At 71.9% G+C, this 25,534-nt stretch carries 23 protein-coding genes and 1 pseudogene; 12 read left to right on the top strand and 12 right to left on the bottom strand.

Annotated elements, in window-relative coordinates; all coding sequences use genetic code 11:
* Positions 1–66 precede the first annotated feature (66 nt).
* The 6 genes from ACFY3L_RS36755 (at position 67) to ACFY3L_RS36730 (ending at position 7,259) form a co-directional block, all read left to right on the top strand.
* On the top strand, positions 67–477 hold the full coding sequence (locus tag ACFY3L_RS36755) for a hypothetical protein (protein WP_389335036.1): 411 nt from the start codon (positions 67–69) through the stop codon (positions 475–477).
* Positions 458–1,219 (top strand): SDR family NAD(P)-dependent oxidoreductase, encoded by a 762-nt coding sequence (locus ACFY3L_RS36750; protein ID WP_389335033.1) that lies wholly within the window; start codon positions 458–460, stop codon positions 1,217–1,219. Before ACFY3L_RS36755 ends, ACFY3L_RS36750 begins: the two co-directional genes overlap by 20 nt.
* A 116-nt stretch (positions 1,220–1,335) precedes the next feature.
* Entirely contained in the window at positions 1,336–3,072 is a 1,737-nt protein-coding gene (locus ACFY3L_RS36745; protein ID WP_389335030.1) for a S8 family serine peptidase, read from the top strand.
* Between the two features lie 3 nt (positions 3,073–3,075).
* Positions 3,076–3,549 (top strand): hypothetical protein, encoded by a 474-nt coding sequence (locus tag ACFY3L_RS36740; RefSeq protein ID WP_389335027.1) that lies wholly within the window; start codon positions 3,076–3,078, stop codon positions 3,547–3,549.
* 122 nt (positions 3,550–3,671) lie between these two features.
* Positions 3,672–6,419 carry a CHAT domain-containing protein gene (locus tag ACFY3L_RS36735; RefSeq protein ID WP_389335025.1) on the top strand — a complete coding sequence of 916 codons (2,748 nt, stop codon included), beginning with the start codon at positions 3,672–3,674 and terminating at the stop codon, positions 6,417–6,419.
* Between the two features lie 63 nt (positions 6,420–6,482).
* Positions 6,483–7,259, top strand: a complete 777-nt coding sequence (locus tag ACFY3L_RS36730) for a caspase domain-containing protein (protein WP_389335022.1) — start codon at positions 6,483–6,485, stop codon at positions 7,257–7,259.
* A 1,936-nt stretch (positions 7,260–9,195) separates the two neighbouring features.
* Here the strand turns inward: ACFY3L_RS36730 and ACFY3L_RS36725 are convergent.
* From ACFY3L_RS36725 to ACFY3L_RS36715, 3 genes and pseudogenes are all read right to left on the bottom strand, one after another.
* Positions 9,196–11,083: pseudogene (locus ACFY3L_RS36725) on the bottom strand (ABC transporter ATP-binding protein); the annotation flags it as partial.
* Between the two features lie 56 nt (positions 11,084–11,139).
* Positions 11,140–11,853 (bottom strand): enoyl-CoA hydratase/isomerase family protein, encoded by a 714-nt coding sequence (locus ACFY3L_RS36720; RefSeq protein WP_389335019.1) that lies wholly within the window; start codon positions 11,851–11,853, stop codon positions 11,140–11,142.
* Positions 11,854–11,915: 62 nt separating this feature from the next.
* Positions 11,916–12,140, bottom strand: coding sequence for a helix-turn-helix domain-containing protein (locus ACFY3L_RS36715; protein WP_033359767.1), 225 nt, complete (start codon positions 12,138–12,140; stop codon positions 11,916–11,918).
* 651 nt (positions 12,141–12,791) lie between these two features.
* Between ACFY3L_RS36715 and ACFY3L_RS36710 the strand changes: the two genes are divergently transcribed.
* Positions 12,792–13,610 (top strand): hypothetical protein, encoded by an 819-nt coding sequence (locus tag ACFY3L_RS36710; protein WP_389335016.1) that lies wholly within the window; start codon positions 12,792–12,794, stop codon positions 13,608–13,610.
* Between the two features lie 9 nt (positions 13,611–13,619).
* Here the strand turns inward: ACFY3L_RS36710 and ACFY3L_RS36705 are convergent, their stop codons facing one another.
* Entirely contained in the window at positions 13,620–15,218 is a 1,599-nt protein-coding gene (locus ACFY3L_RS36705; RefSeq protein ID WP_389335014.1) for an ABC-F family ATP-binding cassette domain-containing protein, read from the bottom strand.
* A gap of 201 nt (positions 15,219–15,419) precedes the next feature.
* On the opposite strand from ACFY3L_RS36705, the gene ACFY3L_RS36700 reads away from it, so the two are divergent.
* The 5 genes from ACFY3L_RS36700 (at position 15,420) to ACFY3L_RS36680 (ending at position 18,871) form a co-directional block, all read left to right on the top strand.
* Entirely contained in the window at positions 15,420–16,370 is a 951-nt protein-coding gene (locus ACFY3L_RS36700) for a neutral zinc metallopeptidase (RefSeq protein WP_389335011.1), read from the top strand.
* On the top strand, positions 16,367–17,026 hold the full coding sequence (locus ACFY3L_RS36695) for a DNA alkylation repair protein (protein ID WP_389335008.1): 660 nt from the start codon (positions 16,367–16,369) through the stop codon (positions 17,024–17,026). Before ACFY3L_RS36700 ends, ACFY3L_RS36695 begins: the two co-directional genes overlap by 4 nt.
* A gap of 142 nt (positions 17,027–17,168) precedes the next feature.
* Positions 17,169–17,768 (top strand): LysE family transporter, encoded by a 600-nt coding sequence (locus ACFY3L_RS36690; RefSeq protein ID WP_389335465.1) that lies wholly within the window; start codon positions 17,169–17,171, stop codon positions 17,766–17,768.
* Positions 17,769–17,798: 30 nt separating this feature from the next.
* Positions 17,799–18,296, top strand: a complete 498-nt coding sequence (locus ACFY3L_RS36685) for an RNA polymerase sigma factor (RefSeq protein ID WP_389335005.1) — start codon at positions 17,799–17,801, stop codon at positions 18,294–18,296.
* The gene (locus ACFY3L_RS36680) at positions 18,293–18,871 is read left to right on the top strand and encodes a permease-like cell division protein FtsX (protein WP_389335002.1); all 579 of its coding nucleotides are present in this window, start codon (positions 18,293–18,295) and stop codon (positions 18,869–18,871) included. The genes ACFY3L_RS36685 and ACFY3L_RS36680 overlap by 4 nt, the downstream gene beginning before the upstream one ends.
* On the opposite strand, the gene ACFY3L_RS36675 is transcribed toward ACFY3L_RS36680, so the two are convergent.
* The 8 genes from ACFY3L_RS36675 to ACFY3L_RS36640 all read right to left on the bottom strand — a co-directional run bounded on the left by ACFY3L_RS36675 (position 18,861) and on the right by ACFY3L_RS36640 (position 25,358).
* Entirely contained in the window at positions 18,861–19,187 is a 327-nt protein-coding gene (locus ACFY3L_RS36675; protein WP_389334999.1) for a metal-sulfur cluster assembly factor, read from the bottom strand. The genes ACFY3L_RS36680 and ACFY3L_RS36675 overlap by 11 nt on opposite strands.
* The gene (gene sufU, locus ACFY3L_RS36670; protein WP_389334996.1) at positions 19,184–19,633 is read right to left on the bottom strand and encodes a Fe-S cluster assembly sulfur transfer protein SufU; all 450 of its coding nucleotides are present in this window, start codon (positions 19,631–19,633) and stop codon (positions 19,184–19,186) included. The genes ACFY3L_RS36675 and sufU overlap by 4 nt, the downstream gene beginning before the upstream one ends.
* Positions 19,630–20,877, bottom strand: a complete 1,248-nt coding sequence (locus ACFY3L_RS36665) for a cysteine desulfurase (protein ID WP_389334993.1) — start codon at positions 20,875–20,877, stop codon at positions 19,630–19,632. The genes sufU and ACFY3L_RS36665 overlap by 4 nt, the downstream gene beginning before the upstream one ends.
* 7 nt (positions 20,878–20,884) lie before the next feature.
* Positions 20,885–21,664, bottom strand: a complete 780-nt coding sequence (gene sufC / locus ACFY3L_RS36660) for a Fe-S cluster assembly ATPase SufC (RefSeq protein WP_389334991.1) — start codon at positions 21,662–21,664, stop codon at positions 20,885–20,887.
* On the bottom strand, positions 21,661–21,987 hold the full coding sequence (locus ACFY3L_RS36655) for a non-heme iron oxygenase ferredoxin subunit (RefSeq protein ID WP_389334988.1): 327 nt from the start codon (positions 21,985–21,987) through the stop codon (positions 21,661–21,663). Before ACFY3L_RS36655 ends, sufC begins: the two co-directional genes overlap by 4 nt.
* Positions 21,984–23,120: a Fe-S cluster assembly protein SufD gene (gene sufD, locus ACFY3L_RS36650; protein ID WP_389334986.1), complete on the bottom strand. Its 1,137-nt coding sequence runs from the start codon at positions 23,118–23,120 to the stop codon at positions 21,984–21,986. The genes ACFY3L_RS36655 and sufD overlap by 4 nt, the downstream gene beginning before the upstream one ends.
* A gap of 82 nt (positions 23,121–23,202) precedes the next feature.
* Positions 23,203–24,609, bottom strand: coding sequence for a Fe-S cluster assembly protein SufB (gene sufB / locus ACFY3L_RS36645; protein ID WP_389334983.1), 1,407 nt, complete (start codon positions 24,607–24,609; stop codon positions 23,203–23,205).
* Positions 24,606–25,358 carry a helix-turn-helix transcriptional regulator gene (locus tag ACFY3L_RS36640; protein WP_389334980.1) on the bottom strand — a complete coding sequence of 251 codons (753 nt, stop codon included), beginning with the start codon at positions 25,356–25,358 and terminating at the stop codon, positions 24,606–24,608. Before ACFY3L_RS36640 ends, sufB begins: the two co-directional genes overlap by 4 nt.
* Positions 25,359–25,534 lie beyond the last annotated feature (176 nt).

The following is a 25,534-nucleotide window of genomic DNA, read 5'->3' as shown; positions in this document are numbered from 1 at the left end:
AGGAGCCGCGAATCAGCGTCGCAGGTGTCGGTCAGGCCGACGCCGGAGCGCAGCGGAGGTGGCGGCATGACTCTGGCCGACGCGCAGCGGGCCCTCGTCGACGCGCTCGTCGCCGGCGGTGCGGTCCCTCCTGGTTTCGACGCGGCCGGTGTACGAGCCGCGGCCGTCGCCCTCCGCAGGAAACGCGCCGGCGAGGTGGCCCGCACGTGGCCCTTTCTGGCGGCGTCGTACGGCGACCGCTGGCACGCCGTGTTCGCCGAGTGGGCCTCCGGGCGCCCGCCGCAGGGTTCGCTGCGCGACGGGTGGGACTTCGCCCGCTCGGCCTCGCCCTCGGCGCTGACGCCGCTCGCCCGCGAGGAGCTCGCCGGGCGCGAGGCCGCCTTCCGCTACGACGGCGCCACCGCACCGGTCCCCCGCGGGCGGCTCGCGACCCGGCTGCGGCTTCTACGATCACGGCATGGATCTCGGGCTGCGTGACCGTGTCTACGTCCTGACCGGCGCGTCCCGGGGGCTCGGCTACGCCACCGCCGAGGCCCTCGTCCGCGACGGCGCCAAGGTCGTCGTCTCCGGGCGGACCGCCGCCACCGTCGACGCCGCCGTCGCCGCGCTCGGCCCCTCCCACGCCGCCGGGGTCACCGGGGACCTCGGCGACCCCGGGACCGGGCCGCGGCTCGTCGCCGCCGCGCGGGAGCGGTTCGGCCGGCTCGACGGCGCGCTCATCTCCGTCGGCGGGCCCGTCCGCGGCACCGCGACCGGCACCAGCGAGGAGGACTGGACCGCCGCGTTCCACACCGTCTTCCTCGGCACCGTCCGCCTCGCCCGGCTCGTCGCCTCGGCCATCGGCACCGTCCCCGCCGGCGAGGACGCCGCGATCGGCCTGGTCCTGTCGACGTCGGTGCGCGTCCCGCTCGGCGGCCTCGCGATCTCCAACGGGCTGCGGCCCGGCCTGGCGGGGTTCGCCAAGGACCTCGCCACCGAGCTCGGCCCGCGCGGGATCCGGGTCGTGTCGCTGCTGCCCGGCCGGCTCCTCACCGACCGCAACCGCGAGCTGCTGGACACCCCGGAGGCGCAGGCGACGGCCGCGGCGGCGATCCCGCTGCGCCGGCTCGGCGACCCGGCCGAGTTCGGGCGGGTCGCGGCCTTCCTGCTGGCACCCGCCGCGAGCTACGTGACCGGCGTGGCGGTGCCGGTCGACGGCGGGGTCATCAGCGCCTTCTGAAATTTCTTGTATCAGCTGTCGCGCGTCTGCCCTCTAGTCAGGTGAGACCGGCGCTGCCATCGAATTCGCGGCGCCCTACGGGGATGGAGAGCCACATGCAGTTACGCTGCCGGCGGATGACGGGGGACGCACTGGCCGACCTCGGTGACGACAACGGCGCGCCGCCGTCGACGCCCTGGCTGCCGTCGGCCGCCGTCCTGCGCCGCCACGGTGCCCGCGTGCTGGAGCCCGGCGACGGCGCGTCCGCGCCGACCGTGTACCGGGCGGGCGTCCTGCTGTCGACGGCACCGGCGAGCGAGCCGCCGGACATGCTCGAGCGCTGCAACCAGACCCTCGCCGGGACCGGCATGCGCCTCGCCCTGTCCGGCCCCTCCACTCCTTCCAGTTCGTCCGCTTCTTCCGCCGCCTCCGCTCTTTCCGCCTTTTCCGACGAGTCGGAAATGTCGGTCGGGCGTCGTCACGGCGACGGGCGCGGTCCTGACGGGCCGGCGCGGGAGCGGGCCGAGCGGCGGCGGGTGCGGGCCGTCCAGCTCGTCGCGGCGCACGGCGCCGACCCCGAGTCCGTCGACGCGTGGGCCGCGCTGAAGGCACTGCGCGCGAGCGGCCACGGGGCGCACCTGTCGCTCGACCACCTGCTCTTCGGCGCCTCCATCGGCGGGGTGCCGATGACCGAGGGGTCCCCCATGACGGAAGGCTCTCCGATGACGGAGGGCTCGCCGATGACCGAAGGCTCCCCCATGACGGAGGGGTCCCCGATGACGGAGGGCAGCGCCTGGCGGTTCGCCGGCGGCGCCGGCCGCCAGCCGGTCGACCTGGTCCTCCCGCCGCCGCGCCGGCGCACCGTCGCGGAGCTCGGCGACCGGCGGCCCGTCGTCGCGATCCTCGACACGGGCATCGCCCCGCACGAGTGGCTCGACGTCCCCGCCCCCGCCGGCTCGGCGCTGCCCGCGGACGGGTTCACCACCGTCGACACCGAACTACAGGCCATGATCCTCGCCGCGCAGGAGCAGCTCATCGCCGCCGGTCACTCCCTGCAACGCATCCGCGACGCCTGGGAGCGGCAGATCCGCACCGGCTCCGTCGCCGGCGAACTCGACAGTCACACGGGGCACGGCACGTTCATCGGCGGCCTCGTCCGGCAGGTCGCCCCCGACGCCACGGTCCTGCAGATCCGGGTCATGCACAGCGACGGCGTCGTCTACGAGAGCGACCTGCTCATCGCCCTCGACCGCCTCGCCGACGAGGTCGAAGCGGCCCAGGCGGGCACCGGCGGACGGATGATCGACGTCGTCTGCCTGTCGCTCGGGTACTACCTGGAGAACGCGGCCGACGGCTCGTACACCATCCGCCTCCAGGAACACGTCGACCGCCTGCTCGCGGCCGGGGTGGTCGTGGTCGCCGCCGCCGGGAACCACGCCACGTCCCGCGAGTTCTACCCCGCGGCCCTCGCGTGCGACGGAGAGCTGCCGGTGATGAGCGTCGGCGCCTTCCAGCCCAACGACGCCAAGGCCATGTTCAGCAACGACGGCCCCTGGGTCCGCTACTGGGCGCCCGGGTCGGCGCTGGTCAGCACGTACCCGAAGATCCAGGGCAGCCGGGGCGCCGCCTTCACCACCCCGGCCGGCAACGCCGGAGGCCGCCCCACCCGCCGCGAGACCCTCGACGCCGACGACTACACGCGCGGCTTCGCCTCGTGGAGCGGCAGCTCGTTCGCCGCCGGTCTCGGCGCCGCCGAGGTGGCCGCGCTCCTGCTGCAGAACGCCGCCGCCGACCCGCAGCTGCGCCTCGACCAGCTGGACGCGAAATCCACCACGCAACGGGCGCTGCGAGCCCTCGACGGGTTCCCGGGGTAGACCATGGACGACTTCCAGCACTCCGACGCCCTCGACGACGCGCTGCTCGCCGACCTGCGCCGCATCGCCGGCCTGGTCGACCCCGTCCCCGCCGACCTGCTCTTCTCCCTCAGCGTCACCGGCCTCGACATCGAGGTCTGCCGCCTCGTCCCGGCGCTGGACGGCGTCATGGCCGGGGTCCGCGGCGACGAGGAGACGACCCGCGCCACCTTCGAGTCCGCCAGCCTCACCATCATGGTCGAGTGGACCGCCGGCAGCGCCGGCACCGTCCGCCTCGACGGCTGGCTCGCCCCGCCCTCCCCCTGCCGTATCGAGCTGCGCACGGTCGACGGCCCGCAGACCATGGACACCGACGAGGGCGGCCGCTTCGCCGCCCAGCGCGTCACCCGCGGCGAGGTCCAGATCCGCGTCCACCCGACGAACGACCAAGAAGCCGATGGCGCCCGCACGGTGGTGACGCCATCGTTCGTGGTGTAGCCGCAACACGACCACCCCCGCCGGACCCGCGTGCCGCCACGCGGGCCGCACCCATGCCCCCCGCGACGCCACCGCCTCCACCGGACGGGCGCGCCTCCACGCGGACCGTTCGGGCCGCGCCCATGCGCTCCGCGAGCCGGGACGGCAGCACCAGTGAGCGGCGGGAGGTGGCGCGGGTGGTGCGGTTGCACCAGTCGGCGGTGCGGGCCGGGGCGGCCGGGAAGCCGGCGGCCGCGGCGAAGCGGGCGACCGAGGCGCTGCGGCTGCTGGGGTGGCCGGGGGCGGAGCCGTCCAGGCCGGCGCTGGCGGCGCGGCTGCTGCTCACGCTCGCGCACGCGGAGGCCGAGCAGGGGCGCACCGAGCTCGGGCTGGAGCTGCTCGACCGGGCCGAGACGCTTGCCGACCTGGCCGACGTCGGCACCGTGCTGCAGCAGCGGGGGCTGCTCCTGCTGCGCGTCGGGGAGATCGACGCGGCGTTGAAGCTGCTGGACGCGGCCGTGCCGGTGCTGCAGGAGCACGGGGAGCCGGCGGTCCTCGCGCGGACGCTGCTGAACCGGGGTGTCGTGCACCTCACCGCGGGCCGGGTCCGGCTGGCCCGGGCCGACCTGCGCCTGTGCCGCGAGCTCGCCGGTGCGCACGGGCTCGACCTGCTCGCGGCGAAGGTCGAACACAACCTCGGCTACTGCGCGCTCGCGGGCGGGGACGTGCCCGCGGCGTTGCAGACGTTCGACACGGCGGCGGACTCGCTGCGGCGGCTGCGGGCGGACGGGTTCCTCGCCATCTCGATGCTCGACCGGGCCCGGGCCCTGCTCGGCGCGGGCCTCGACACCGCCGCCGCGGAGGACCTTGACCGGTCGATCGAGCTGCTCAAGCGCCACCGCCTCAGCCAGGACCTCGGCGAGGCCGAGCTCGCCCGCGCCCAGGCCGCCCTCGGCAGCGGCGATCTGGCCGCCGCGGCGCTGTGGAGCGCCAGGGCCCGGGCCCGTTTCACCCGCCGCCGCAACCGCGCCTGGGCCGCCCTCGCCGCGTCGCTGCAGGTCCGCGTCGACCTCGCCAGCGCCGCCCGCACCCAGGCCGCCGCCCCCGCCCAGCCGCCACCGGCAGGTCAGGTCGAGTCGGCGCCGGCCGTTGCGGGCCGGTCGTCGGGGGCAACGGCTGCTGCCGTCCAGCCCGCCGCGAGCAGCGGTGACGTCCGGCCCGCTACCGACGGCAGTCGTGTCGGGGTGGCCTCGGGCGTACATCAGCCGGAAAACCCGAATCGTCGGAAGTTGCTGACCGTGGCGAGGCGGGCGACGCGGCTGGCGGCGACACTGCGGGAACTCGGGCTGCGGCACGACGCGGGCAGTGCGGAGCTGCTGGCGCTGCGGGCCAGGGTGGCGGCCGGTGACACCCCGCCGGCCGAGCAGCGGGCGCCGGTGCGGCGGGCCCTCGCCGCCGACGTGCCGCTCGACGTGCGGCTGCTGCACCGGCTCACCCGGGCCGAGCTGCACCGCGCCGACGGCAGGCCGCGGGCGGCGCTCGACGAGCTGCGCAAGGGGCTCGTGACGCTGCAGGAGCACCGGCGGCGGTTCGGCAGCCTGGAGCTGCAGAGCAGCGTCGCCGCGCTGGGGGCGGACCTCGGCGCGTGCGGGCTGGACATCTCCTGGTCGCTCGGCCCGCCGAGCCTCGTCTTCAACTGGTCGGAGCGGTCCCGCGCCCAGTCGTTCCGCATCCGGTCCGTCCTGCCGCCGCACGATCCGCAGATCGCGGAGGCCCTTGCGGAGCTGCGGCAGCTGCGCCGGGCCGTGCGGCTCGGCGAGCTCGAAGGCCGGCCCGAGCCGCAGCTGCGCGCCCGCTGCGCCGACCTCGAACAGAGCATCCGCAGGCACGGCTGGTGGGCCGGCGACACCGAGGAGAGCCACGGCGCCGCCACCCACGCCGAGGTGACCGCCGAGCTCGCCCGCGCCGGCCGCTGCATGGTCAGCTACCTCGTCCGCCGTGACCGCCTGCACGCGCTCGTCCTCGCCGGTGGAGCGATCACGTCGGTGGAGCTCGGCCCGTACGCTCCCGTGGCCGAGTCCGTCCGCCGGCTCCTCAGCGACCTCGACACCGCAGCCGACCGGCGCCTCCCGGCGAAGCTCTCCGCGGTCGTGCGGGCCAGCGCCGACCGGCAGGCCGCCACCCTCGATCAGGCGTTGATCGCTCCTGTACGAGCGGCGCTCGGCCCCCACGACGTGGTGGTCGTGCCGACGAGGCAGCTCGCGGTCCTGCCCTGGGGGCTCCTGCCCAGCCTGCGGGGGCGCCCCGTGGCGGTGGCGCCGTCCGCCTCGGTGTGGCTCGCCGCGCGCACCGCCGCCAACTCCGTCACCACGGGCGCGCCCCTGCTCGTCGCGGGCCCCGACCTCGTCCACGCCGACGCCGAGATCGAGGCGATCGCGCGGCTGTACCCGGGGGGCCGGGTGCTGCGGGGCGCCGAGGCGACCGCGACCAGCGTCCTGGCCGGCATGGACGCCGCCCCGGTCGTGCACGTCGCCGCGCACGGCCACCACGACACGCAGAACGTGCTCTTCTCGCGCCTGGAGCTCGGCGACGGCCCGCTGCTGGCGTACGAGCTGCAGCGCCTCGGCACCGCTCCCGGCCAGGTCGTCCTCTCCGCCTGCGACGTCGGCCGGGCGGTCGTGCGGGCCGGCGACGAGCTGGTCGGCTTCACCGCCGCCCTCCTGCACGCCGGCACCGCCAACGTCGTCGCCAGCGTCGCGCGCATCCCCGACGAGCTGGGCCCCGCCGTCATGGCCCACTACCACCGCGCCGTCGCCCTCGGCGTGTCACCCGCCCGCGCCCTGGCCGACCTGCCGGAGGCGACGCCGTTCGTCTGCTTCGGCGCGGGCTGAACCTTTCGGTCGCTGTGTAGCGCCTTCATCACAGAAGGTTCCACTGGTTTACGGGGGTACACCATGAAACTCGCGCTCTGCATCGGCATCAACGACTACCCGGGCGTCTCCAACGACCTCTACGGCTGCCGCAACGACGCCGCCGACTGGACGGCGGCACTGTCCGCGCGCGGCTTCGACGTCCGCACCCTGCTCGACAGCGCCGCCTCGGGCCTTGCCATCCGCACCGGCATCGCCGACCTGCTCTCCCGCACCTCCGACGGCGACGCGGTCGTCATCACCTACTCCGGCCACGGCACCTGGGTCCCCGACCTCGACGGCGACGAACCCGACCAGCGCGACGAGGCGATCTGCCCGCACGACGTCGCCGCCAACGGCCCGCTGCTCGACGACGAGCTCTCCACGCTGTTCGCCACCGCCGCCCCTGGCGTCCGCGTCGTGCTGATCTCCGACTCCTGCCACTCGGGCACGCTGACGCGACTCAGCCGCCCGCTCGGCGACGGCCGCTGCTCGAGCCGCTTCCTGGCCCCGTCGACGTTCCTGCCCCTCGGCGCCCCTGCCCGCGGGGCTGTGGCCGTACGCGGTGCCCGTCCCCGCTCCGCCGCGCTGCTGCTGTCGGCGTGCCGCGACACCGAGTACTCGTACGACGCCACCTTCGCGGGCCGCCCGAACGGCGCGTTCACGTACGTGGCCCTGACCACGCTCGCCGCCCTGCCGCCGGACGCGACGTACCGCGACTGGCTCAGGGCGATCAGGGCCCAGCTGCCGAGCCAGAACTACCCGCAGACCCCCGCCCTGCAGGCCACTCCCGCCCAGCACGCCTGGCCCGTCCTCGCCTGACCGCCCTTTCTCGCCGCCGGGTGACCTACACCACATTCTTCGACATTCCCTCCCACCATTCCCCCCCCCTCTCGCATTGACGACCATCAACCACTCCCCGCACGGCGGCGCGCTTTGCCGGACAACGCGCGAATCGCCCGGACACTCCGCAACACTCCGCCCGCGCACGATCCGCCACACCCCGCACCCCGCGTGATCCACTGCGATCGATGACCCCGCCGCGTCCGCTTCTCCACCGCCGCTACTTTCCGAGCGGCAACGATCCACCCCTCCACCCTCCAGCGACGCGACCACCACGGACCGCCCCTCAAGCCGGCCGCCTCTCTCCTGACCACACGCGCCCGACGCACCGGCATCGACCCACACCGCAGCTCAGCCGACGATGTCACCACCCCCGCCGACCGAGGCCCGGCGGAAGTGCCTCGCCGTCAACGTGGACCGGCGCATCCACGCTCACGCTCAGAGCCCGGCGATGGCACGGAGAACCCCGCCCGCAACCAACAGCGCCGCACCCATCAACGGCCGACCCGAAACCTGACGACTCTCGACCGGCACGCGGCGGACCTGGTGCACGCACGCCACCGAACGGTGACCGTCGCGCTCACCCCGGACCGCCGCCCGCCGATCGGCGCCAGCTCAACTACCGAACCTCGATCTGCCCCACCAACAGGCTCAGCCAATGACGCATCAGTGGTGCCGGGCCGCCTGCCGGACCAGCCCAGCGACGTCAGACATCCGGGACCGGCGCGGCCCAGAATCGCGCCGAACGCGAGCCAGACACAAGCATCGAACTCACGCCAGGCTCCCGCGCCGACGCCGTAGAGAGCAGCGATGGCGCTGCCGGGGCCGGGCACCCACAGGCGCTGGACAGCGGAACGGACACCGCCGCGCAGACAAGCCCGGAGAGACGCGGCCGGACACGGACCCAAACACAAGGGTCGACCTCAAGCGCCGAACCCACTCGGCTGGGCACACGCAACCGGACAGGACGGGACACGCTCAGGCACATGCGCCGGCAACGCCGCCAGACCGACCCGGTCTGGGCAGAAATGGTCAGACATGCGGCCAGCTCACTCGGCCCGGCTCATGCAACTCGGGCAGCCAGGGCCGGGCAAACACAGCCTGGCACGCCCCCGGACGCACGCAGCCCGGCCTGTCCGGCGATGCAGACCCCGGACGTACAGCCGCGACGCGCACGCAGCCCAGGCGGACACGGTCGGGCAGATACGACCCGACACGCGGCTCGGCTTATGCGGCACTGCAATCCCGCCGGACGCACTGCCGCGACGCATGCAGGCCAGGCACCGTCGGGCACGCACGGCTGGTCGGGCTCGGAGGCGTCGTTGGTTGTGCGTTCGGTGAGCTCGACGCAACCGGGTTTGGGTTGGGTTCACGAAGTTGGTGCTAGACGGAGCGGGAAGGAGAGATTTGCTGGGAAACGACGGTTTCGTCTAGGAGTGGCCGGCATCGGAGCGGAGGCCTGAGGAATGAGTGCCTGCAGGGGCATCGCCCACAGGTGCGCCGGCCGTGGATGCCGCGCCCCCAAGAGCCGCGTCCCCAGAAGCGGCACCCGCCGAGGCACCGCTCGCGGAGGCAGCGCGCCCAAGAGCAGCGTCCCCTGAAGCATCGCCCGCAGGAGCACCGTCCCCAGAGGCAGCGTCTCCAAGAGCAGCGCCAATGGAAGCAGCGCTTCCAATCGCGACGCTCGCAGAAGGGACGCCCGCGGAAGCAGCGTTCGCGGAGACAACGTCCTCGGCGACATGACCCACAGATGAGACGCCCGCGGCAGCAGCGCTCGAGGAGACAACGTCCTCGGCGACAGAGCCCACAGAGGGGACGCCCGCGGAAGCGGTGCTCGCGGGGACAGCGTCTGCGGGGGCGGTGCTTGCGGAGACGGTGCCTGGGAAGGCAGGGCTGGAGGGGGCCTCGGAGGGCGGTGGGGGCGGGGAGTCGACGAGGGCGAACTGGGTCTTGTACAGCTCCGCATACAGCCCGCCCGCCATGACGAGGGCGTCGTGGGTGCCGTGCTCGACGATGCGGCCGTCGTCCACGACGAGGATCTGGTCGGCGGTGCGGATGGTGGAGAGGCGGTGGGCGATGACGAGGGCGGTGCGCCCCGTGAGGGCTTCGGCGAGGGCGCGCTGGACGGCGGCCTCGGACTCGGAGTCGAGGTGGGCGGTGGCCTCGTCGAGGATGACGATCGAGGGGGCGCGGAGCAGGAGGCGGGCGATGGCGATGCGTTGCTTCTCACCGCCGGAGAAGCGGTAGCCGCGCTCGCCGACGACGGTGGCGAGGCCGTCTGGGAGGGACTCGACGAGGTCGCCGACCTGGGCGCGGCGCAGGGCGGTCCAGAGCTCCTCGTCGGTGGCCCCGGGCTTCGCGTAGCGCAGGTTCTCGGCGATGGTCTCGTGGAAGAGGTGCGAGTCCTGGGTGACGACGCCGATGGTGTCGCGCAGCGACTGCAGGGTGGCGTCGCGGACGTCGACGTCGCCGACGAGGACGGCGCCGCCGGTGACGTCGTAGACGCGCGGGACGAGCATGGCCGTGGTGGACTTGCCGGCGCCCGAGGGGCCGACGAGCGCGACCATCTGGCCCGGCTCGACGGTGAAGGAGACGCCCTTGAGGACCTCGTCGGTGACGGTGCGGTCCAGCGACGCGACGTCCTCCAGGGACGCGAGAGAGACCTCGGCGGCGCTCGGGTAGCGGAAGCGGACGTCGCGGAGCTCGACCTTCGCCGCCCCGACCGGCAGCGGGCGGGCGTCGGGGCGCTCGGCGATGCCTGGCGCGAGGTCGAGGACCTCGAAGACCCGCTCGAACGACACGAGCGCGCTCATCACGTCGACCCGGACGTTGGACAGCGCGGTCAGCGGGCCGTAGAGCCTGGTGAGCAGCAGCGCGAGGGTGACGACGGTGCCGGCGGTGATCTGTCCGTGCACGGCGAACCAGCCGCCGAGGCCATACGTGAGCGCCTGGGCGAGGGACGCGACGAGCAGCATGCTGACGAAGAACACACGGCTGTACATCGCGGTCTGGATGCCGATGTCGCGGACCCGGCCGGCCCGGTCGGCGAAGCGGGCCGCCTCTGCCTCCGGCCGGCCGAAGAGCTTGACCAGCAGGGCACCGGCGACGCCGAAGCGCTCGGTCATGGTCGCGTTCATGGTGGCGTCGAGCTGGTACGCCTCGCGGGTGATCGCGGCGAGCCGCTTGCCGACCCGGCGGGCCGGGAGGATGAAGACCGGCAGCATGACCAGCGACAGCAGCGTCACCTGCCACGACAGGGTGATCATGACCGCGGCGGTGAGGACGAGCTGGATGACGTTGCTGACGACGCCGGACAGGGTCGAGGTGAACGCGCGCTGCGCGCCCTGCACGTCGTTGTTGAGCCGGCTGACCAGCGCGCCGGTCTGCGTGCGGGTGAAGAACTGCAGCGGCATGAGCTGCACGTGCCCGTAGACCTGGGTGCGCAGCGACAGGATGATGCCCTCGCCGATGCGGGCGGAATACCACCGCTGGACGAGGGAGAGCAGCGCGTCGGCGACGGCGAGCGCACCGATGAGCAGCGCGACCCGCACGACCGCCGTGCCGGCGTGGGGGCCGCCGGCATTGATCTTGTTGATCACGTCGCCGGCGAGATACGGCGTGGCGACGCCGATGCCCGCGCCGAGCACGACGGTGACGAGGAAGACGCTGATGTCGCCGCGATAGGGCCGGGCGAAGGCGAGGATGCGCTTCGCCGTGCCGCGGGCCAGGCGCTTGCCGGCCAGCTCGTCGGCCTTGCGCAGGGAGCGCAGGGTCTCCCACCCGGCCATGCCGCTCGGCGTCATACGAACCCCCCGGTCGGAGAACTTGAAAGCCAAGCATGCCCGGGGGGTACGACAAATTACTCGCCGAGGCCCGCCAGATCTTGGATCCGGCGCACCTGCGCGGCCCGCTCCACGGCCTCCTGCTGGGCGAACGTGTGCCCGCCCGCGGCCGCGATCAGCGCCTTGATCTCCACGACCGCGTCGCGCGGACCCGCCAGGACCGCCGCGGTGAGATCACCGGCGGCGCCGGTGAGCTCAGCGGCAGGCACCACCACGTTGGCGAGGCCGATCTGCGACGCCTCGTCGGCCATGACGCGCCGGCCGGTCACGCACAGCTCGAGTGCCCGCGCGTAGCCGACCAGCTCGACGAGCCGCTTGGTGCCACCGAGGTCCGGGACGAGCCCGAGGGACACCTCGGCCATGCAGAACTTCACGTCCTCGGCCACGACCCGGAAGTCGCAGGCGAGGGCGAGCTGGAATCCGGCGCCGATGGCGTGGCCGTGGACCGCCGCGATCGAGATCAGCGACGGCCGCCGGAGCCAGGCGAACGCCTCCTGGTACTGCGCGATCTGCGCGTCGGAGACGCCGCCGAGGATGGACGCGGCGACCGAGGTGTCGAGCCCGGCTGAGAAGGCCCGCCCGGAGCCACGCACGACGACCACCCGCACATCGCCCGGCAGTGACCGGCCGAAGGCCCGGAGGTCGGCCCACAACGCGGGAGTCTGCGCGTTGAGCACCTCGGGCCGGTCCAACGTCACCGTTGCGACCGGCCCGTCGACTTCGAAGCGCACCTCTGTCGAGGTGCCGAATCCCGAAGCGTCGAAACGTGCCTCCCCCGACGAGGGAGCGGCGTTCACGCCTTCTTGCGGCGCCGGGCACCGCCACGCTGACGAAGCTGAACGCCAGATTCAGTCAGCACCCGGTGCACGAATCCATAGGAACGACCGGTGGAAGCGGCGAGCGCGCGGATACTCTCACCGTTGGTGTACCGCTTCACGAGGTCCTTCGCCAGCGTCTGCCTTTCGGCGCCGACGATCCGGCGACCCTTCTCGGTGCTGGTGGTGGCGGTGGCTGCCATGCTGATCCCTCACGTCCCAGACAGAGCGGTTGGTGCGGTCTCACCTATTAGACCGCCTCGAACGATCATGCGCTAGATATCGACGGCACGCCAACCGACACGCACAGCATTGTCGCCTACCCGATACCGTGATGCGCCGTGATGAGCGAACCCCTCACCGACCGACCGTGGACTGCGCATCGTGAGCGTCGCGATGCGCTCCGTTGGGTTGTCCTCGGCCTGCTCGGGCTCGCGCTCGCCGCGCTCGCGGTGCAGCTCGACGCCCGTCTGGGCACCGCAAGCGCGCCCTTCCTCGGCAGGTACAAGATCAGGGTCGGGCCGGGGAGCGTGCTGGCACCGCTGGTGGCCGCGGCGGTGCTGTGGTCTGCATCACAGGGCTTCCTCGAACGACGATCATGGCGAGAAATTCAGCTTTTCGGGTACGCGGCCGGCCTGACGTGGGCAATCGCTTTGGCGCTTGTCGATGGCTGGTCGGGCCTTACGAAAACCCTGGGCTCACCGGAGGAATATCTGGGTGACGTTAGGCGGGTCGGCGACGATCCCCTCGCATACCTCAGACATTTCACGGCCGACGCGCCGGCCCACTCCGTCGCCTCCCGGGGGCATCCGCCGGGCCCCGTTCTGTTTTTGTGGCTGGCCGACCGAATCGGCGTGGACAACCACGTCGTCCTCGGATTCCTGATCACCGCATTGTCGGCGCTGACGATTCCGCTGGTGTTGTCAGCGGTGCGCGACTCCGTCGGTGAGGCGGCCGCGCGGCGGTACCTGCCGGTGCTCGTCCTCGCCCCGTACGCCATCTGGGTCGCCGTCAGCCTCGACGGCCTGGTGGCGACCCTGGGCGCGGCCGCGATCGTGGCCGGCCTCCGGGCGAGCCGCACCAGGAACCGCGGCCTGAAGGCGACCAACTGGGCGCTGGCGGCCGGCCTGTTCGTGGGCGTCGCCGCGCTGTTCTCGTACTCCGCACCCTGGCTCGGCCTGTCGATCGTCTGCGTCTACTTCGCGCGCCGGCGGGCGTTCCTCAACGTGGTGACGGGCATCGGCGCCCTGGTGCCCGTCCTGGCGGCGCAGCTGCTCGGCTTCGGCTGGGCCGACGGCCTGGTCGCCGCGGAGACCGACTACGCGAGCCGGGTCGCGCCGTACAGGTCGGTGCTGTGGTGGAGCGCGATCAGCGTCGTCGTGCTGTTGCTCGCCACCGGCCCGGCGATCGTCGCCAGCGCGCGGAAGCTGCGCAACACGGCCGCCTGGCCGTTCCTGGTGGGCGCGGGGGCGGCCGTGGTGTTCTCGATCGCGGCGGGGCTCGCCAGGGGCGGCGTCGAGCACGCCTGGCTGCCGTTCTTCCCGTGGCTCACGGTCGCCGCGGTCGCGCCGGAGAAGCCCGCCGGCGAGCTGCCCCCGAGTCCGCTGCTGCTCACAGCGGTCGGGGCAGCCCTCGCGATCGTCGTCGAAGCCCTGCTGATCACGCCCTGGTGAAGAACAACCTCAGGCGAGTTCCACGAGCTCCAACAGGTCGTCGCTCCACGCGTCCTCCACCCCGTCGGGCAGGAGGATCGCGCGGTCCGGCTTCAGCGCCGTCACCGCGCCCGGGTCGTGCGTGACCAGCACGATCGCCCCCGGGTAGCGGGCGATCGCATCGAGGACCTGCTCCCGGCTGATCGGGTCGAGGTTGTTGGTCGGCTCGTCGAGCAGCAGCACGTTGGCGCCGGAGCAGACCAGCGTGGCGAGCGCGAGCCGGGTCTTCTCGCCGCCGGACAGGACCCCGGCGGGCTTGTCGACGTCGTCGCCGGTGAACAGGAACGCGCCGAGGATCTTGCGCAGCTCGGTGTCGTTCTGGTCCGGGGCGGCGGAGCGCATCAGCTCCAGGATCGTGCGGTCGACGTCGAGCTGCTCGTGCTCCTGGGCGTAGTAGCCGCGCTGCAGGCCGTGCCCGGCGTGGACCTCGCCGGTGTCGGGCTCCAGTTCGCCGGCGAGCATCCGCAGCAGGGTCGTCTTGCCGGCACCGTTGAGCCCGAGGATCGCGACCCGGGAGCCGCGGTCGACGGCCACGTCGACATCCACGAAGATCTCCAGGGACCCGTACGTCTTCGACAGGCCGGACGCCGTCAGCGGGGTCTTGCCGCACGGCTTCGGGTTGGGGAAGCGGACCTTCGCGACCTTGTCGGAGACGCGGACCTCTTCCAGGTCGCCCAGCATCCGCTCGGCCCGGCGGGCCATGTTCTGCGCGGCGACGGTCTTGGTCGCCTTGGCCCGCATCTTGTCGGCCTGCGCCATGAGGGCGCCGGCCTTCTTCTCGGCGTTGGCCCGCTCGCGCTTGCGGCGCTTCTCGTCGGTCTCGCGCTGCTGCTGGTACAGCTTCCAGCTGAGGTTGTAGAAGTCGATCGTCGCCCGGTTGGCGTCCAGGTACCAGACCTTGTTGACGATCGCGTCGAGCAGCTCCACGTCGTGGGAGATCACCACGAGGCCGCCCTTGTGGCTGGACAGGAAGTTGCGCAGCCAGGCGATCGAGTCGGAGTCGAGGTGGTTGGTCGGCTCGTCGAGCAGCAGGATGCCGCCGCCGGTCGCCGCCGCGTCACGGAACAGGATGCGGGCCAGCTCGATCCGGCGGCGCTGACCGCCGGAGAGCGTGCCGATGGTCTGGGCGAGCACCCGGTCGGGCAGGCCGAGGTTGGCGCAGATGCGGGCGGCCTCGGCCTCGGCCGCGTAGCCGCCGAGACCGGCGAACTGGTCCTCCAGCTGGCCATACCGCCGGATGAGCCGCTCGTCGTCGCCGAGCGTGGCCTCCAGGGCCTTCATCTCGGCGTAGATGGTGTCCAGGCCGCGGGCGGACAGCACCCGGTCACGGGCGGTCACGTCGAGGTCACCGGTGCGGGGGTCCTGCGGCAGATAGCCGACGGGGCCGCGGCTTTCCACCGACCCCGCGTGCGGGGTGCCCTCACCGGCGAGGACCTTGAGGGTGGTGGTCTTGCCGGCACCGTTGCGGCCGACGAGACCGATGCGGTCGCCGGGCTGGATGCGCAGGTTGATGTCGCTGAGGAGGATGCGCGCGCCCGCGCGCAGCTCAAGACCCGTGGTCGTGATCACAGGAAGGACTCGCTCTCGCAATATTCACAGGGAAGGGTGGGCAGACTCCTGGCGTGAACCGGGGTCACTCCCTCTGGGTGCGAGTCACGGGGCATATCGTACCGTGCGCACCACCCCGAACCGCCACACGATTACGTCACAAGATCATCGGGTACCGACGCAGCAGACGCCGATCGATTCCCCCGTCTGAAGAGGTGTGCCATGCAGTTCAACGACGATGCCGATCTCGACAGCAGCCAGGTCAACGACCTGCGCGGCTCGACCAGTGGTGGCGGCGGTGGCGGTGGCGGCCTCGGTGGCATCCCGATCCCCATCCCGGGTGGCGGCGGCGGGAAGATGGGCCTCATCATCACCCTGGTCGTCCTCGCCCTGGTGGTGTGCGGCGGCGGTGGCCTCTTCGGCAGCGGCATGCTCGGCGGCGGTGGCGGCGGCAACCAGCAGGCCGACAACTCCGACATCGAGAAGCGCTGCGACAAGTCCAACAAGGACCGGTTCAACGACGCCGACTGCCGCAACCTGCTGTACGTCAACTCCGTCCAGGCGTACTGGAAGGCCGAGATGCCGCAGGCGTTCGGCCAGCAGTACCGGCAGGCGAAGACGAACTACTTCAACGGCTCCGTGAACACCGGCTGCGGCCAGGCCGACTCCGGCGTCGGGCCGTTCTACTGCCCAGCCGACAGCCAGGTCTACATCGACCTGAGCTTCTACAAGGAGCTCTCCAGCCGGTTCGGCGCCAAGGGCGAGTTCGCCGCCCCGTACGTCATCGCCCACGAGTACGGCCACCACATCCAGAACCTGCTCGGCACCAACGCCAAGGTCCAGCAGGGCGACACCGGCCCCACCTCGGGCTCGGTGCGCCTGGAGCTGCAGGCCGACTGCTACGCCGGCACCTGGGCCTTCCACGCGACCGAGACGAAGGACCGCGAGGGCGACGCCGTGCTCTTCACCTCCATCACGCAGGCGGACATCAACGAGGCGCTCGAGGCCGCCGAGGCGATCGGCGACGACACGATCCAGAAGAAGTCCGGCGGCGGCGTGCACCCGGACGCCTTCACCCACGGCACGTCCGCGCAGCGCAAGAAGTGGTTCACGCAGGGCTTCAACACCGGCGACCCGAAGCAGTGCGACACCTTCTCCACCAGCAACCTGTGACACTGATCGATCTGCGGCAGGTGTACCGGGGGCACGCCGCCCCCGGTACCGCCGTTTCCATGCGCGCGTACATGCGGGACCAGTTCGACTTCCTCGGCATCCCGTCGCCGGTCAGACGGAAGCTGGACAGACCGTTCCTGAAGGCGGACGACCCGCTCCGGCTGGCCCAGGAGTGCTGGGAGCAGCCCGAGCGGGAGTTCCAGTACTTCGCCTGCGACCTGCTGACCAGGCACGCGAAGCGCCTCACGACGGAAGACCTGCCCGCCCTGCGCGCCCTCATCACGACCAAGCCCTGGTGGGACACGGTCGACCTGCTCGCCGCCAACGTCGTCGGGCCGGTCGTCCGCCAGGACCAGACCCCGATGGACGCCTGGATCGAGGACGACGACCTGTGGGTGGTGCGGACCGCGATCCTGCACCAGCTGCGGTACCGCGAGGCGACCGACCCGCGGAGGCTCTTCTCGTACAGTGGCCGATGGCAGCACGAGCAGGACTTCTTCATCCGCAAGGCCATCGGATGGGCGCTGCGCGAGTATGCGAAGACCGAACCGGACGCGGTGCGCGCCTTCGTGGCGGCGAACCCGGACCTGTCCGGACTGTCCAAGCGGGAAGCGCTGAAGAATATCGGTGGCGGCACCCCGGCACCGGCGCCATGATGCACGCCATGAACCGATGCCTCCTGACCGCGGCCCCCGCCACTTCCGGCGAAGGGGCGAAGCGACAGGCCGGCGTCCTGACGGAGGCGAGCCGCAAGCAGCGTTCGTGACCGCCGGCCTCGGCGAGGTCGTCCTCTCCGGGATGCTCGCCGGTTACGGGGTCGCGGTGCCGGTCGGCGCGATCGGCGCCCTGATCGCCGGCCTCGCCGCCCGCACCGGCTGGCGGACCGGCGCCGGCGCCGCGATGGGGGTCGCCACCGCCGACGGGATCTACGCGGTGATCGCCGTCCTCGGCGGCGCCGCCCTCGCGGGGCTCATCGCGCCGATCTCCACTCCCCTGCGCTGGGTCGCCGCCGTGGTACTGGTGGCGCTCGCCGTCAAGACCGCCACCGACGCGCTGCGCCACCGTCACGAGGCGGCGCGTCCCAGGGCTGCCGACGGCAGGATGACCCGCCCGGCCGGCGCGTACTTCGCGCTGCTCGGCCTGACCCTGCTCAACCCGGCGACGATCGTCTACTTCGGCGCGCTGGTCCTCGGCCGCCGCGCCGACGACGGGCTGTCCGCGGCCGGCGAGACCGTCTGGGTGCTGTCGGCGTTCGTGGCGTCGGCGAGCTGGCAGCTGCTCATCGCCGGCGGCGGCACGCTGCTCGGCAAGGTCCTCACCGGCCCGCGCGGCAGGCTGTGGACCGCGCTGACGTCGAGCGCCGTGATCGCCGTCCTCGCCGTCGTCCTGGTCGTGTGACCTTTTGCCGCGCTCGCGCGTGATGTCGGCATGAGGGATGCCGAAGGGTTCGCCGAATGCTACGCGCTGCAGTTCCGGCAGATCGCCGCCCAGCTGAGCGTGTACCTCGGCGACCTCGACGAGGCGCGGGACCTGACCCAGGAGGCGTTCGTGCGCGCCTGGCAGCGCTGGGACCGCATCAGCCGGTACGAGGAGCCCGCCGCCTGGATCCGCCGCGTGGCGTGGAACCTCGCCACGTCCCGGCTGCGCCGGCTGCGGGTGGCGCTGCGTCACCAGCGCGGCGCCAGGCTCGAGCTGGTGCCGGGCCCGGACGAGCACGGCGGGCACGGCGTGGCGATCCGCGACGCGCTCGCCGGGCTGCCCGACGGGCAGCGCCGCGCCGTGGTCCTGCACTACCTGGTGGGGCTGCCGGTGGCGGAGATCGCCGAGCTGTGCCGGGTCCGTGAGGGCACGGTGCGCAACTGGCTGTACCGGGCCCGGCAGTCCCTCGCGGCCACGTTGGACGACTTCCGAGAGGCACGCCGATGAACCAGCAGCTGCGCGACGCGCTGCACGCCGAGTACGAACACGCCCATGACACCATCCGGCCCGACGGGGTCGCCGCCGTCCACGCCGGCGCCGCCCGCAAACGGCGCCGCGCTCTCCTGACGGCCGGCGCCGTGGTCGTAGCCCTGGCCGTGACGGCCTCGTGGCGGCTGATGCCGGGCAGCGGGCCCACAGGGCCAGCGGATTCCACCGGGCCCGCCACACCGGCGCAGGCCCGGCCCGGCTGCGACCGGCCGGGCTTCGACGTGGCCGTATTCCTCAAGTACGGCAGCACCGCCGAGCAGGCCGAGCGGATCGACCGGACGCTGCGCGACTCCCCCGAAGTCTTCTGCCTGGTGTTCGAGACCCGCGAGCAGGCCTGGGAGAGGTTCAAGGTCCAGTTCGCGGACGCGCCGGACCTCGTCGCCGCGACCACGGTGGACTCGCTGCCCGAGTCGTTCCGCTTCAGGGTCTCCCAGGCGCCGGAGGCCCACGCCGTCGGGCAGCGGGTCGGCGGCCTCGACGGCGTCTCGGACTACCTCTGCTCCTGCCTCAGCGTCACACCGACTAGACGTTGAACCCCAGGGCGCGCAGCTGATCGCGGCCCTCGTCGCTGATCTTGTCCGGGCCCCACGGCGGCAGCCACACCCAGTTGATCCGGATGTCGCTGACCAGGCCGCCGCCCGGGCCGGAGCACAGCGCCTGCCGGGTCTGGTCCTCAATGACGTCGGTCAGCGGGCACGCCGCGGACGTCAGCGTCATGTCGAGGGTCGCGACGTTCTCCTCGTCGACGTGGATGCCGTACACCAGGCCGAGGTCCACGACGTTGATCCCGAGCTCCGGGTCGACGACGTCCTTCATCGCCTCTTCGATGTCGGCGAGCACCGCGGTCATGCCTTCTCCTCACTCGGGACGGCTCGGCTGAGCGCGTCCTTGTATGCCATCCACGCCAGCAGGGCACACTTCACCCGGGCCGGGTACTTCGCGACACCGGCGAACGCCACCGCGTCCTCCAGCACATCCTCGTCGGGCTCGACCTGGCCGCGGCCGCCCATGAGCTCCGTGAACGCCTCGTGCCGCCGCAGCGACTCCTGCACGGTGCCGCCCTTGAGCAGGTCGTGCAGGATGCTCGCGGACGCCTGGCTGATCGAGCAGCCCATGCCCTCGTACGACACGTCCGCGACGGTGTCGCCCTTGATCGACACGCGCAGGGTCACCTCGTCGCCGCAGGTCGGGTTGACGTGGTGGGCCTCGGCGTCGAACGGCTCGCGCAGGCCACGGCCGTGCGGCCGCTTGTAGTGATCCAGGATGATCTCCTGGTAGAGCTGGTCCAGCTTCATGCGAAGACCTTCCGCACCCGCTCCAGGCCGCGGACCAGCGCATCGATCTCGTTGGTCGTGGTGTACAGGTAGAACGACGCCCTCGTGGTCGCCGGCACCCCGAAGCGCACGCAGGTCGGGCGGGCGCAGTGATGCCCCACGCGGACCTGCACGCCCTCGTCGTCGAGGATCTGCCCCACGTCGTGCGGGTGGACGCCGTCGACGGTGAAGGAGATCGTCGCCCCGCGGCCTTCCGCACTGGCCGGGCCGATGATCCGCACGTCCGGCGTCGCGGCCAGGGCGTCGAGGGCATACGCGGTGAGCTGCTTCTCGTACGCCTGGATCGCTTCCATGCCGACGGCGCTGAGGTAGTCGACGGCCGCGCCGAGTCCCACGGCTTCCGCGATCGGCGGCGTGCCGGCCTCGAAGCGGGCGGGTGGCGGCATGAACGTCGAGCCGGTCATCGCGACCGTCTCGATCATCGAGCCGCCGCCCAGGAACGGCGGCATGGCGTCGAGCAGCTCGAACCGGCCCCACAGCCCTCCGATGCCGGTCGGGCCGAGCATCTTGTGCCCGGTGAACGCGACGAAGTCGGCGCCGAGCGCGGTCACGTCGACGGGGATGTGCGGCACCGACTGGGAGCCGTCGAGCAGCACCAGCGCGCCGACCTGCCGGGCCCGGGCGACGAGGACGTCGACCGGGTTGATCGTGCCGAGGATGTTGGAGTAGTGCACCACCGAGACGAGCTTCGTGCGCTCGTTGATCAGCTCGTCGATCGCCGACAGGTCGAGCCTGCCGTCGTCGGTGAGCCCGAACCAGCGCAGCGTCGCGCCGGTGCGCTGCGCGAGCAGCTGCCACGGCACGATGTTGGAGTGGTGCTCCATCTCGGTGATGACGATCTCGTCGCCGGGACCGATCCGCAGGCGCGGGTCGTCGGCAACCGCCGTGAAGGCGTGCGCTACGAGGTTGATCGCCTCGGTCGAGTTCTTCGTGAACACGATCTCGGCCGCGGTGCCCGCCCCGACGAACGCGGCGACCTTCTCGCGCGCGCCCTCGAACGCCTCGGTCGCCTCGGTGCCGAGCGTGTGCACGGACCGGGCGACGTTGGCGTTGTGCTGCTCGTAGTGTTCCCGGACCGCGTCGATCACCTGGCGTGGCTTCTGCGACGTGTTCCCGGAGTCGAGGTAGACGAGCGGGTTGCCGTTGACCTCCCGGTCCAGGATCGGGAAGTCCTTGCGTACCGCGTCAACATCCAGCGCGTTCATGATTCCCCTATGCGTGGTGCGTCGCGGGTCCCGCGCCGGCGAGGTACCGCTCGTAGCCCTCGGCTTCGAGCTGCTCGGCCAGCTCCGGGCCGCCTTCCTCCACGATGCGCCCGCCGACGAAGACGTGGACGAAGTCAGGCTTGATGTACCGCAGGATGCGGGTGTAGTGCGTGATGAGCAGCAGTCCGGTGTCGCCGGCCTCGCGGACCCGGTTGACCCCTTCGCTCACGATGCGCAGCGCGTCGATGTCGAGGCCGGAGTCGGTCTCGTCGAGCACCGCGACCTTCGGCTTGAGCAGCTCCAGCTGCATGATCTCGTGCCGCTTCTTCTCGCCGCCGGAGAAGCCCTCGTTGACGTTGCGCTGCGCGAACGCCGGGTCCATCTGCAGCTTCTCCATGGCGCCGCGCAGCTCGCCGGCCCAGGTGCGCAGCTTCGGCGCCTCACCGTCGATCGCGGTCTTCGCGGTGCGCAGGAAGTTCGCGACCGACACGCCGGGGACCTCGACCGGGTACTGCATCGCCAGGAACAGGCCGGCACGGGCCCGCTCGTCGACGGTCATCGCCAGCACGTCCTGGCCGTCGAGGGTCACCGAGCCGCCGGTGACCTCGTACCGCGGGTGACCGGCGATCGAGTACGCCAGAGTGGACTTGCCCGAGCCGTTGGGGCCCATGATGGCGTGGGTCTCCCCCGCCCCTACGGTCAGATCGACCCCGGCGAGGATCGGCTTCAGCTCGCCGTCAGGCAGCTTCACCGATACCTGCAGGTTGCTGATCTCCAGCGTGCTCACTTCGTCACTCCGTTACTGGGATTCAAGTCGATGTAGACGTCGCCGTCGCGGATCTCGACGGGGTAGACCGGGACCGGCTCGGTCGCCGGGAGGCCGGTCGGCTCGCCGGTGCGCAGATCGAAGCGCGAGCCGTGCAGCCAGCACTCCAGGGTGCAGCCCTCGACCTCGCCCTCCGACAGCGGGACCGCGGCGTGCGAGCACTCGTCGTAGACGGCGTAGAAGTTGTCGTCGTCGGCGTGGACGAGCGCGATCTCGGTCCCTTCGACCTCGACCTGCCGCACCGCCCCCTTGGCCAGATCGGCCGCCGCACACACACGGATCACGTGCCGGCCGCCTCGAGCCGCGCGTCGATGGCCTCGCCCAGCCGGTCGCGCAGCGACTCGACCGGGATCTTGTGCAGCAGCTCCGCGAAGAAGCCGCGGACCACGAGCTTGCGGGCCTGCTCGTCCGGGATGCCCCGGGACATCAGGTAGAACAGCTGCTCGTCGTCGAACCGGCCGGTGGCGCTGGCGTGGCCGGCACCCGCGACCTCGCCGGTCTCGATCTCCAGGTTGGGCACCGAGTCGGCGCGCGCCCCGTCGGTCAGCACCAGGTTGCGGTTGATCTCGTACGTGTCGGTGCCGGTCGCCTCGGCCTGGATCAGCACGTCGCCGACCCACACCGTGTGCGCGTCCTGACCCTGCAGCGCGCCGCGGTACGCGACGTAGCTGCGGCAGTCGGGCACCGAGTGGTCGACGAGCAGCCGGTGCTCCAGGTGCTGCCCGGCGTCGGCGAAGTAGAGCCCGAACGCGTCGATCTCGCCGCCGCGGCCGGTGTAGTCGACGCTGGTGTACTGCCGGACCAGGTCGCCGCCGAGCGTGACCTGGACGTGCGTGACCTTGGCGTCGCGGCCGAGCCGGAAGCGGATGTGCTGCGCCTGGACGGCGTCGGCGTCCCAGTCGGTGACCGTGACCAGCGTGAGCCTGGCCGCGTCGCCGACGAGCACCTCGACGTTGTCGGCGAGCGTGACCGAGCCGACCTGCTCCAGCACGACGGTCGCCTCGGCGAGCCGGCCGACCTCGACGACGGTGTGCCCGAACGCGACCTCGGTGCTCGATCCGACGAGCCGCACCACGGCGGCGGTCTCCGGCACGGCGTTCGCCGCGACCGACACGACCAGCGTCTCGGCGGCCCCGCCGGCGGCGAGGGCGCTGATCCGGTCGAACGGGGTCAGCGCCTCGCCGACCTTCCGGTCCGCGCTCTCGACGGTGACGCCCTCCGGCAGCTGCAGCGTCTCCGCCTTCGGCGCTGTCACGCCTTGCGTGTCGGCGCCGCCCGTCGCCAGCCCTCGCAGGCGCTTGAGCGGGGTGAACCGCCACTCCTCCTCCCGCCCGGTGAGGGCGGGGAAGTCGGCGACGTCGAACGAGCGGACCTGCTGCGCGCGGGTCTTCGGTGGTACCAGGACGGGTGCGCTCATTCCGCCGCCTCCGCTACGCTCCGGCGTCGGCCTGAGCCAAAACTGACACACGATGAGCGGCCCGAGCCGCTTCGCTGGCCGCTCATCCGACCGCGCCCTCCATCTGCAGCTCGATGAGCCGGTTGAGCTCCAACGCATACTCCATGGGCAGTTCCTTGGCGATCGGCTCGATGAAGCCGCGCACGATCATCGCCATCGCCTCGTCCTCGGTGAGGCCGCGCGACATCAGGTAGAAGAGCTGGTCGTCACTGATCTTCGAGACCGTCGCCTCGTGCCCCATCGACACGTCGTCCTCGCGGATGTCGACGTACGGGTACGTGTCCGAGCGGGAGATCGTGTCGACGAGCAGCGCGTCACACTTCACCGTCGACCGGGAGTGGTGCGAGCCCTCCAGGACCTGCACGAGGCCGCGGTAGCTCGTCCGGCCGCCGCCACGGGCGATCGACTTCGACACGATCGTGCTCGACGTGTGCGGCGCGGCGTGCACCATCTTGGCGCCCGCGTCCTGGTGCTGGTTCTCGCCGGCCATCGCGACCGACAGGACCTCACCCTTGGCGTGCTCGCCCAGCATGTACACCGCCGGGTACTTCATCGTGACCTTCGAGCCGAGGTTGCCGTCGATCCATTCCATCGTGGCGCCCTCGTGGCACACCGCCCGCTTGGTGACCAGGTTGTAGACGTTGGTCGACCAGTTCTGGATCGTGGTGTACCGGCAGCGGGCGCCCTTCTTCACGACGATCTCCACGACCGCGGAGTGCAGCGAGTCGGAGGAGTAGATCGGCGCGGTGCAGCCCTCGACGTAGTGGACGTACGCGTCCTCGTCGACGATGATCAGCGTCCGCTCGAACTGGCCCATGTTCTCGGTGTTGATCCGGAAGTACGCCTGCAGCGGGATCTCCACCTTCACGCCCTTGGGCACGTAGATGAAGCTGCCGCCGGACCACACCGACGTGTTGAGCGCGGCGAACTTGTTGTCGCCGACCGGGATCACGGTGCCGAAGTACTCCTTGAACACGTCCTCGTGCTCACGCAGCGCGGTGTCCGTGTCGAGGAAGATGACGCCCTGCTCCTCGAGATCCTCGCGGATCTTGTGGTACACGACCTCCGACTCGTACTGCGCGGCGACACCGGCGACGAGGCGCTGCTTCTCCGCCTCGGGGATGCCGAGTTTGTCGTAGGTCGCCTTGATGTCGTCGGGAAGGTCTTCCCAGCTCGCCGCCTGCTTCTCGGTCGAGCGGACGAAGTACTTGATGTTGTCGAAGTCGATGGTCGACAGGTCCGCGCCCCAGGCCGGCATCGGCTTGCGGTCGAACAGGCGCAGGCCCTTCAGGCGCAGGTCGAGCATCCACTGCGGCTCGCTCTTCTTCGCCGAGATGTCGCGCACGACGTCCTCGTTGAGGCCGCGGCGTGCCGCGGCACCGGCGCTGTCCGAGTCGGCCCAGCCGTACTCGTACCGGCCGAGACCGGCAAGCTGATCGGCGGTGGTCATCTCACGTTCCTTTGCCTATTTGGCCGAATTTCACGGGCATTATCGGATCGGGCACCGGGGACCGGCGCCGGGATGTGCGTCGTGCAGACACCATCACCGTTGGCGATGGTCGCGAGGCGCTGGACATGGGTGCCCACCAGGCGCGAGATGACCTGGGTCTCGGCCTCGCACAACTGCGAGAACTCCGCGGCGACGTGCGCCACCGGGCAGTGATGCTGGCACAGCTGGCCACCGGTGGCGATCGTGGTCGCGCCGGCAGCGTAGCCCTCAGCGGTCAGCGCCTGGGCGAGCGCCTCGGCACGCGCGAGCGGGTCGTCGCCGGCCTCGGCCATGGCGGCCTTGCAGCGCTCCTCCAGCCCGGCGACCTGCGCCATGGCGAACGCGGCGACCGCCGCCTCGCCGTGGTGCTCGGCGATCCACCGCAGCGCGGACGTTGCGAGGTCGTCATAGGTGTGCGGCAGCGTCTCACGCGCCGCGGCGGTCAGCGTGAACACCCGCGCCGGCCGCCCCCGCCCGCGGCGCCCGCGGTCCGGCCGCTCCCGGCTCTCCACCAGGCCTTCTGCCAGCATCGCGTCGAGGTGCCGGCGGATCCCGGCCGCGCTCAGCCCGAGGGCGAGCCCCAGCTCGGTCGCCGTCGCCGACCCCTGCTGCAGCAGCAACTCCGTGACCCGGTCACGGGTGCGCACGTCGAGCGGTGGGCACGCGTCAGCGACAGCAGACCCCCGCTGCACCACCTCCGCGTTTTTCACAACACCAACGTTACGTAAATCGCCTGACGCAGGCAAACCGCCCTACGGGTGATCCAACGCACGGAAGGTAAGGCTCTCCTTAGCAACGCCACCCCGCTATCGAGCAGGGTGTATAACGGTGAGTGGCGAGGCGACATGACTTTTCGCTGTCCGATTAGGAGAGCAGGGGTACGGTT

It is taken from the genome of Dactylosporangium sp. NPDC000521 (assembly GCF_042898305.1).
Classification (GTDB): Bacteria; Actinomycetota; Actinomycetes; order Mycobacteriales; family Micromonosporaceae; genus Dactylosporangium.
This window is presented reverse-complemented; position numbering and strand designations above follow the sequence as displayed.

Bases quoted from the DNA above. Each gene is read 5' to 3' on its own strand.
- ACFY3L_RS36755 (WP_389335036.1), top strand. From the start codon at position 67: ATGACTCTGGCCGACGCGCAGCGGGCCCTCGTCGACGCGCTCGTCGCC.
- ACFY3L_RS36750 (WP_389335033.1), top strand. From the start codon at position 458: ATGGATCTCGGGCTGCGTGACCGTGTCTACGTCCTGACCGGCGCGTCC.
- ACFY3L_RS36745 (WP_389335030.1), top strand. From the start codon at position 1,336: ATGACGGGGGACGCACTGGCCGACCTCGGTGACGACAACGGCGCGCCG.
- ACFY3L_RS36740 (WP_389335027.1), top strand. From the start codon at position 3,076: ATGGACGACTTCCAGCACTCCGACGCCCTCGACGACGCGCTGCTCGCC.
- ACFY3L_RS36735 (WP_389335025.1), top strand. From the start codon at position 3,672: ATGCGCTCCGCGAGCCGGGACGGCAGCACCAGTGAGCGGCGGGAGGTG.
- ACFY3L_RS36730 (WP_389335022.1), top strand. From the start codon at position 6,483: ATGAAACTCGCGCTCTGCATCGGCATCAACGACTACCCGGGCGTCTCC.
- ACFY3L_RS36715 (WP_033359767.1), bottom strand. From the start codon at position 12,140: ATGGCAGCCACCGCCACCACCAGCACCGAGAAGGGTCGCCGGATCGTC.
- ACFY3L_RS36700 (WP_389335011.1), top strand. From the start codon at position 15,420: ATGCAGTTCAACGACGATGCCGATCTCGACAGCAGCCAGGTCAACGAC.
- ACFY3L_RS36690 (WP_389335465.1), top strand. From the start codon at position 17,169: ATGCTCGCCGGTTACGGGGTCGCGGTGCCGGTCGGCGCGATCGGCGCC.
- ACFY3L_RS36685 (WP_389335005.1), top strand. From the start codon at position 17,799: ATGAGGGATGCCGAAGGGTTCGCCGAATGCTACGCGCTGCAGTTCCGG.
- ACFY3L_RS36680 (WP_389335002.1), top strand. From the start codon at position 18,293: ATGAACCAGCAGCTGCGCGACGCGCTGCACGCCGAGTACGAACACGCC.
- ACFY3L_RS36675 (WP_389334999.1), bottom strand. From the start codon at position 19,187: ATGACCGCGGTGCTCGCCGACATCGAAGAGGCGATGAAGGACGTCGTC.
- sufU (WP_389334996.1), bottom strand. From the start codon at position 19,633: ATGAAGCTGGACCAGCTCTACCAGGAGATCATCCTGGATCACTACAAG.
- ACFY3L_RS36665 (WP_389334993.1), bottom strand. From the start codon at position 20,877: ATGAACGCGCTGGATGTTGACGCGGTACGCAAGGACTTCCCGATCCTG.
- sufD (WP_389334986.1), bottom strand. From the start codon at position 23,120: ATGAGCGCACCCGTCCTGGTACCACCGAAGACCCGCGCGCAGCAGGTC.
- sufB (WP_389334983.1), bottom strand. From the start codon at position 24,609: ATGACCACCGCCGATCAGCTTGCCGGTCTCGGCCGGTACGAGTACGGC.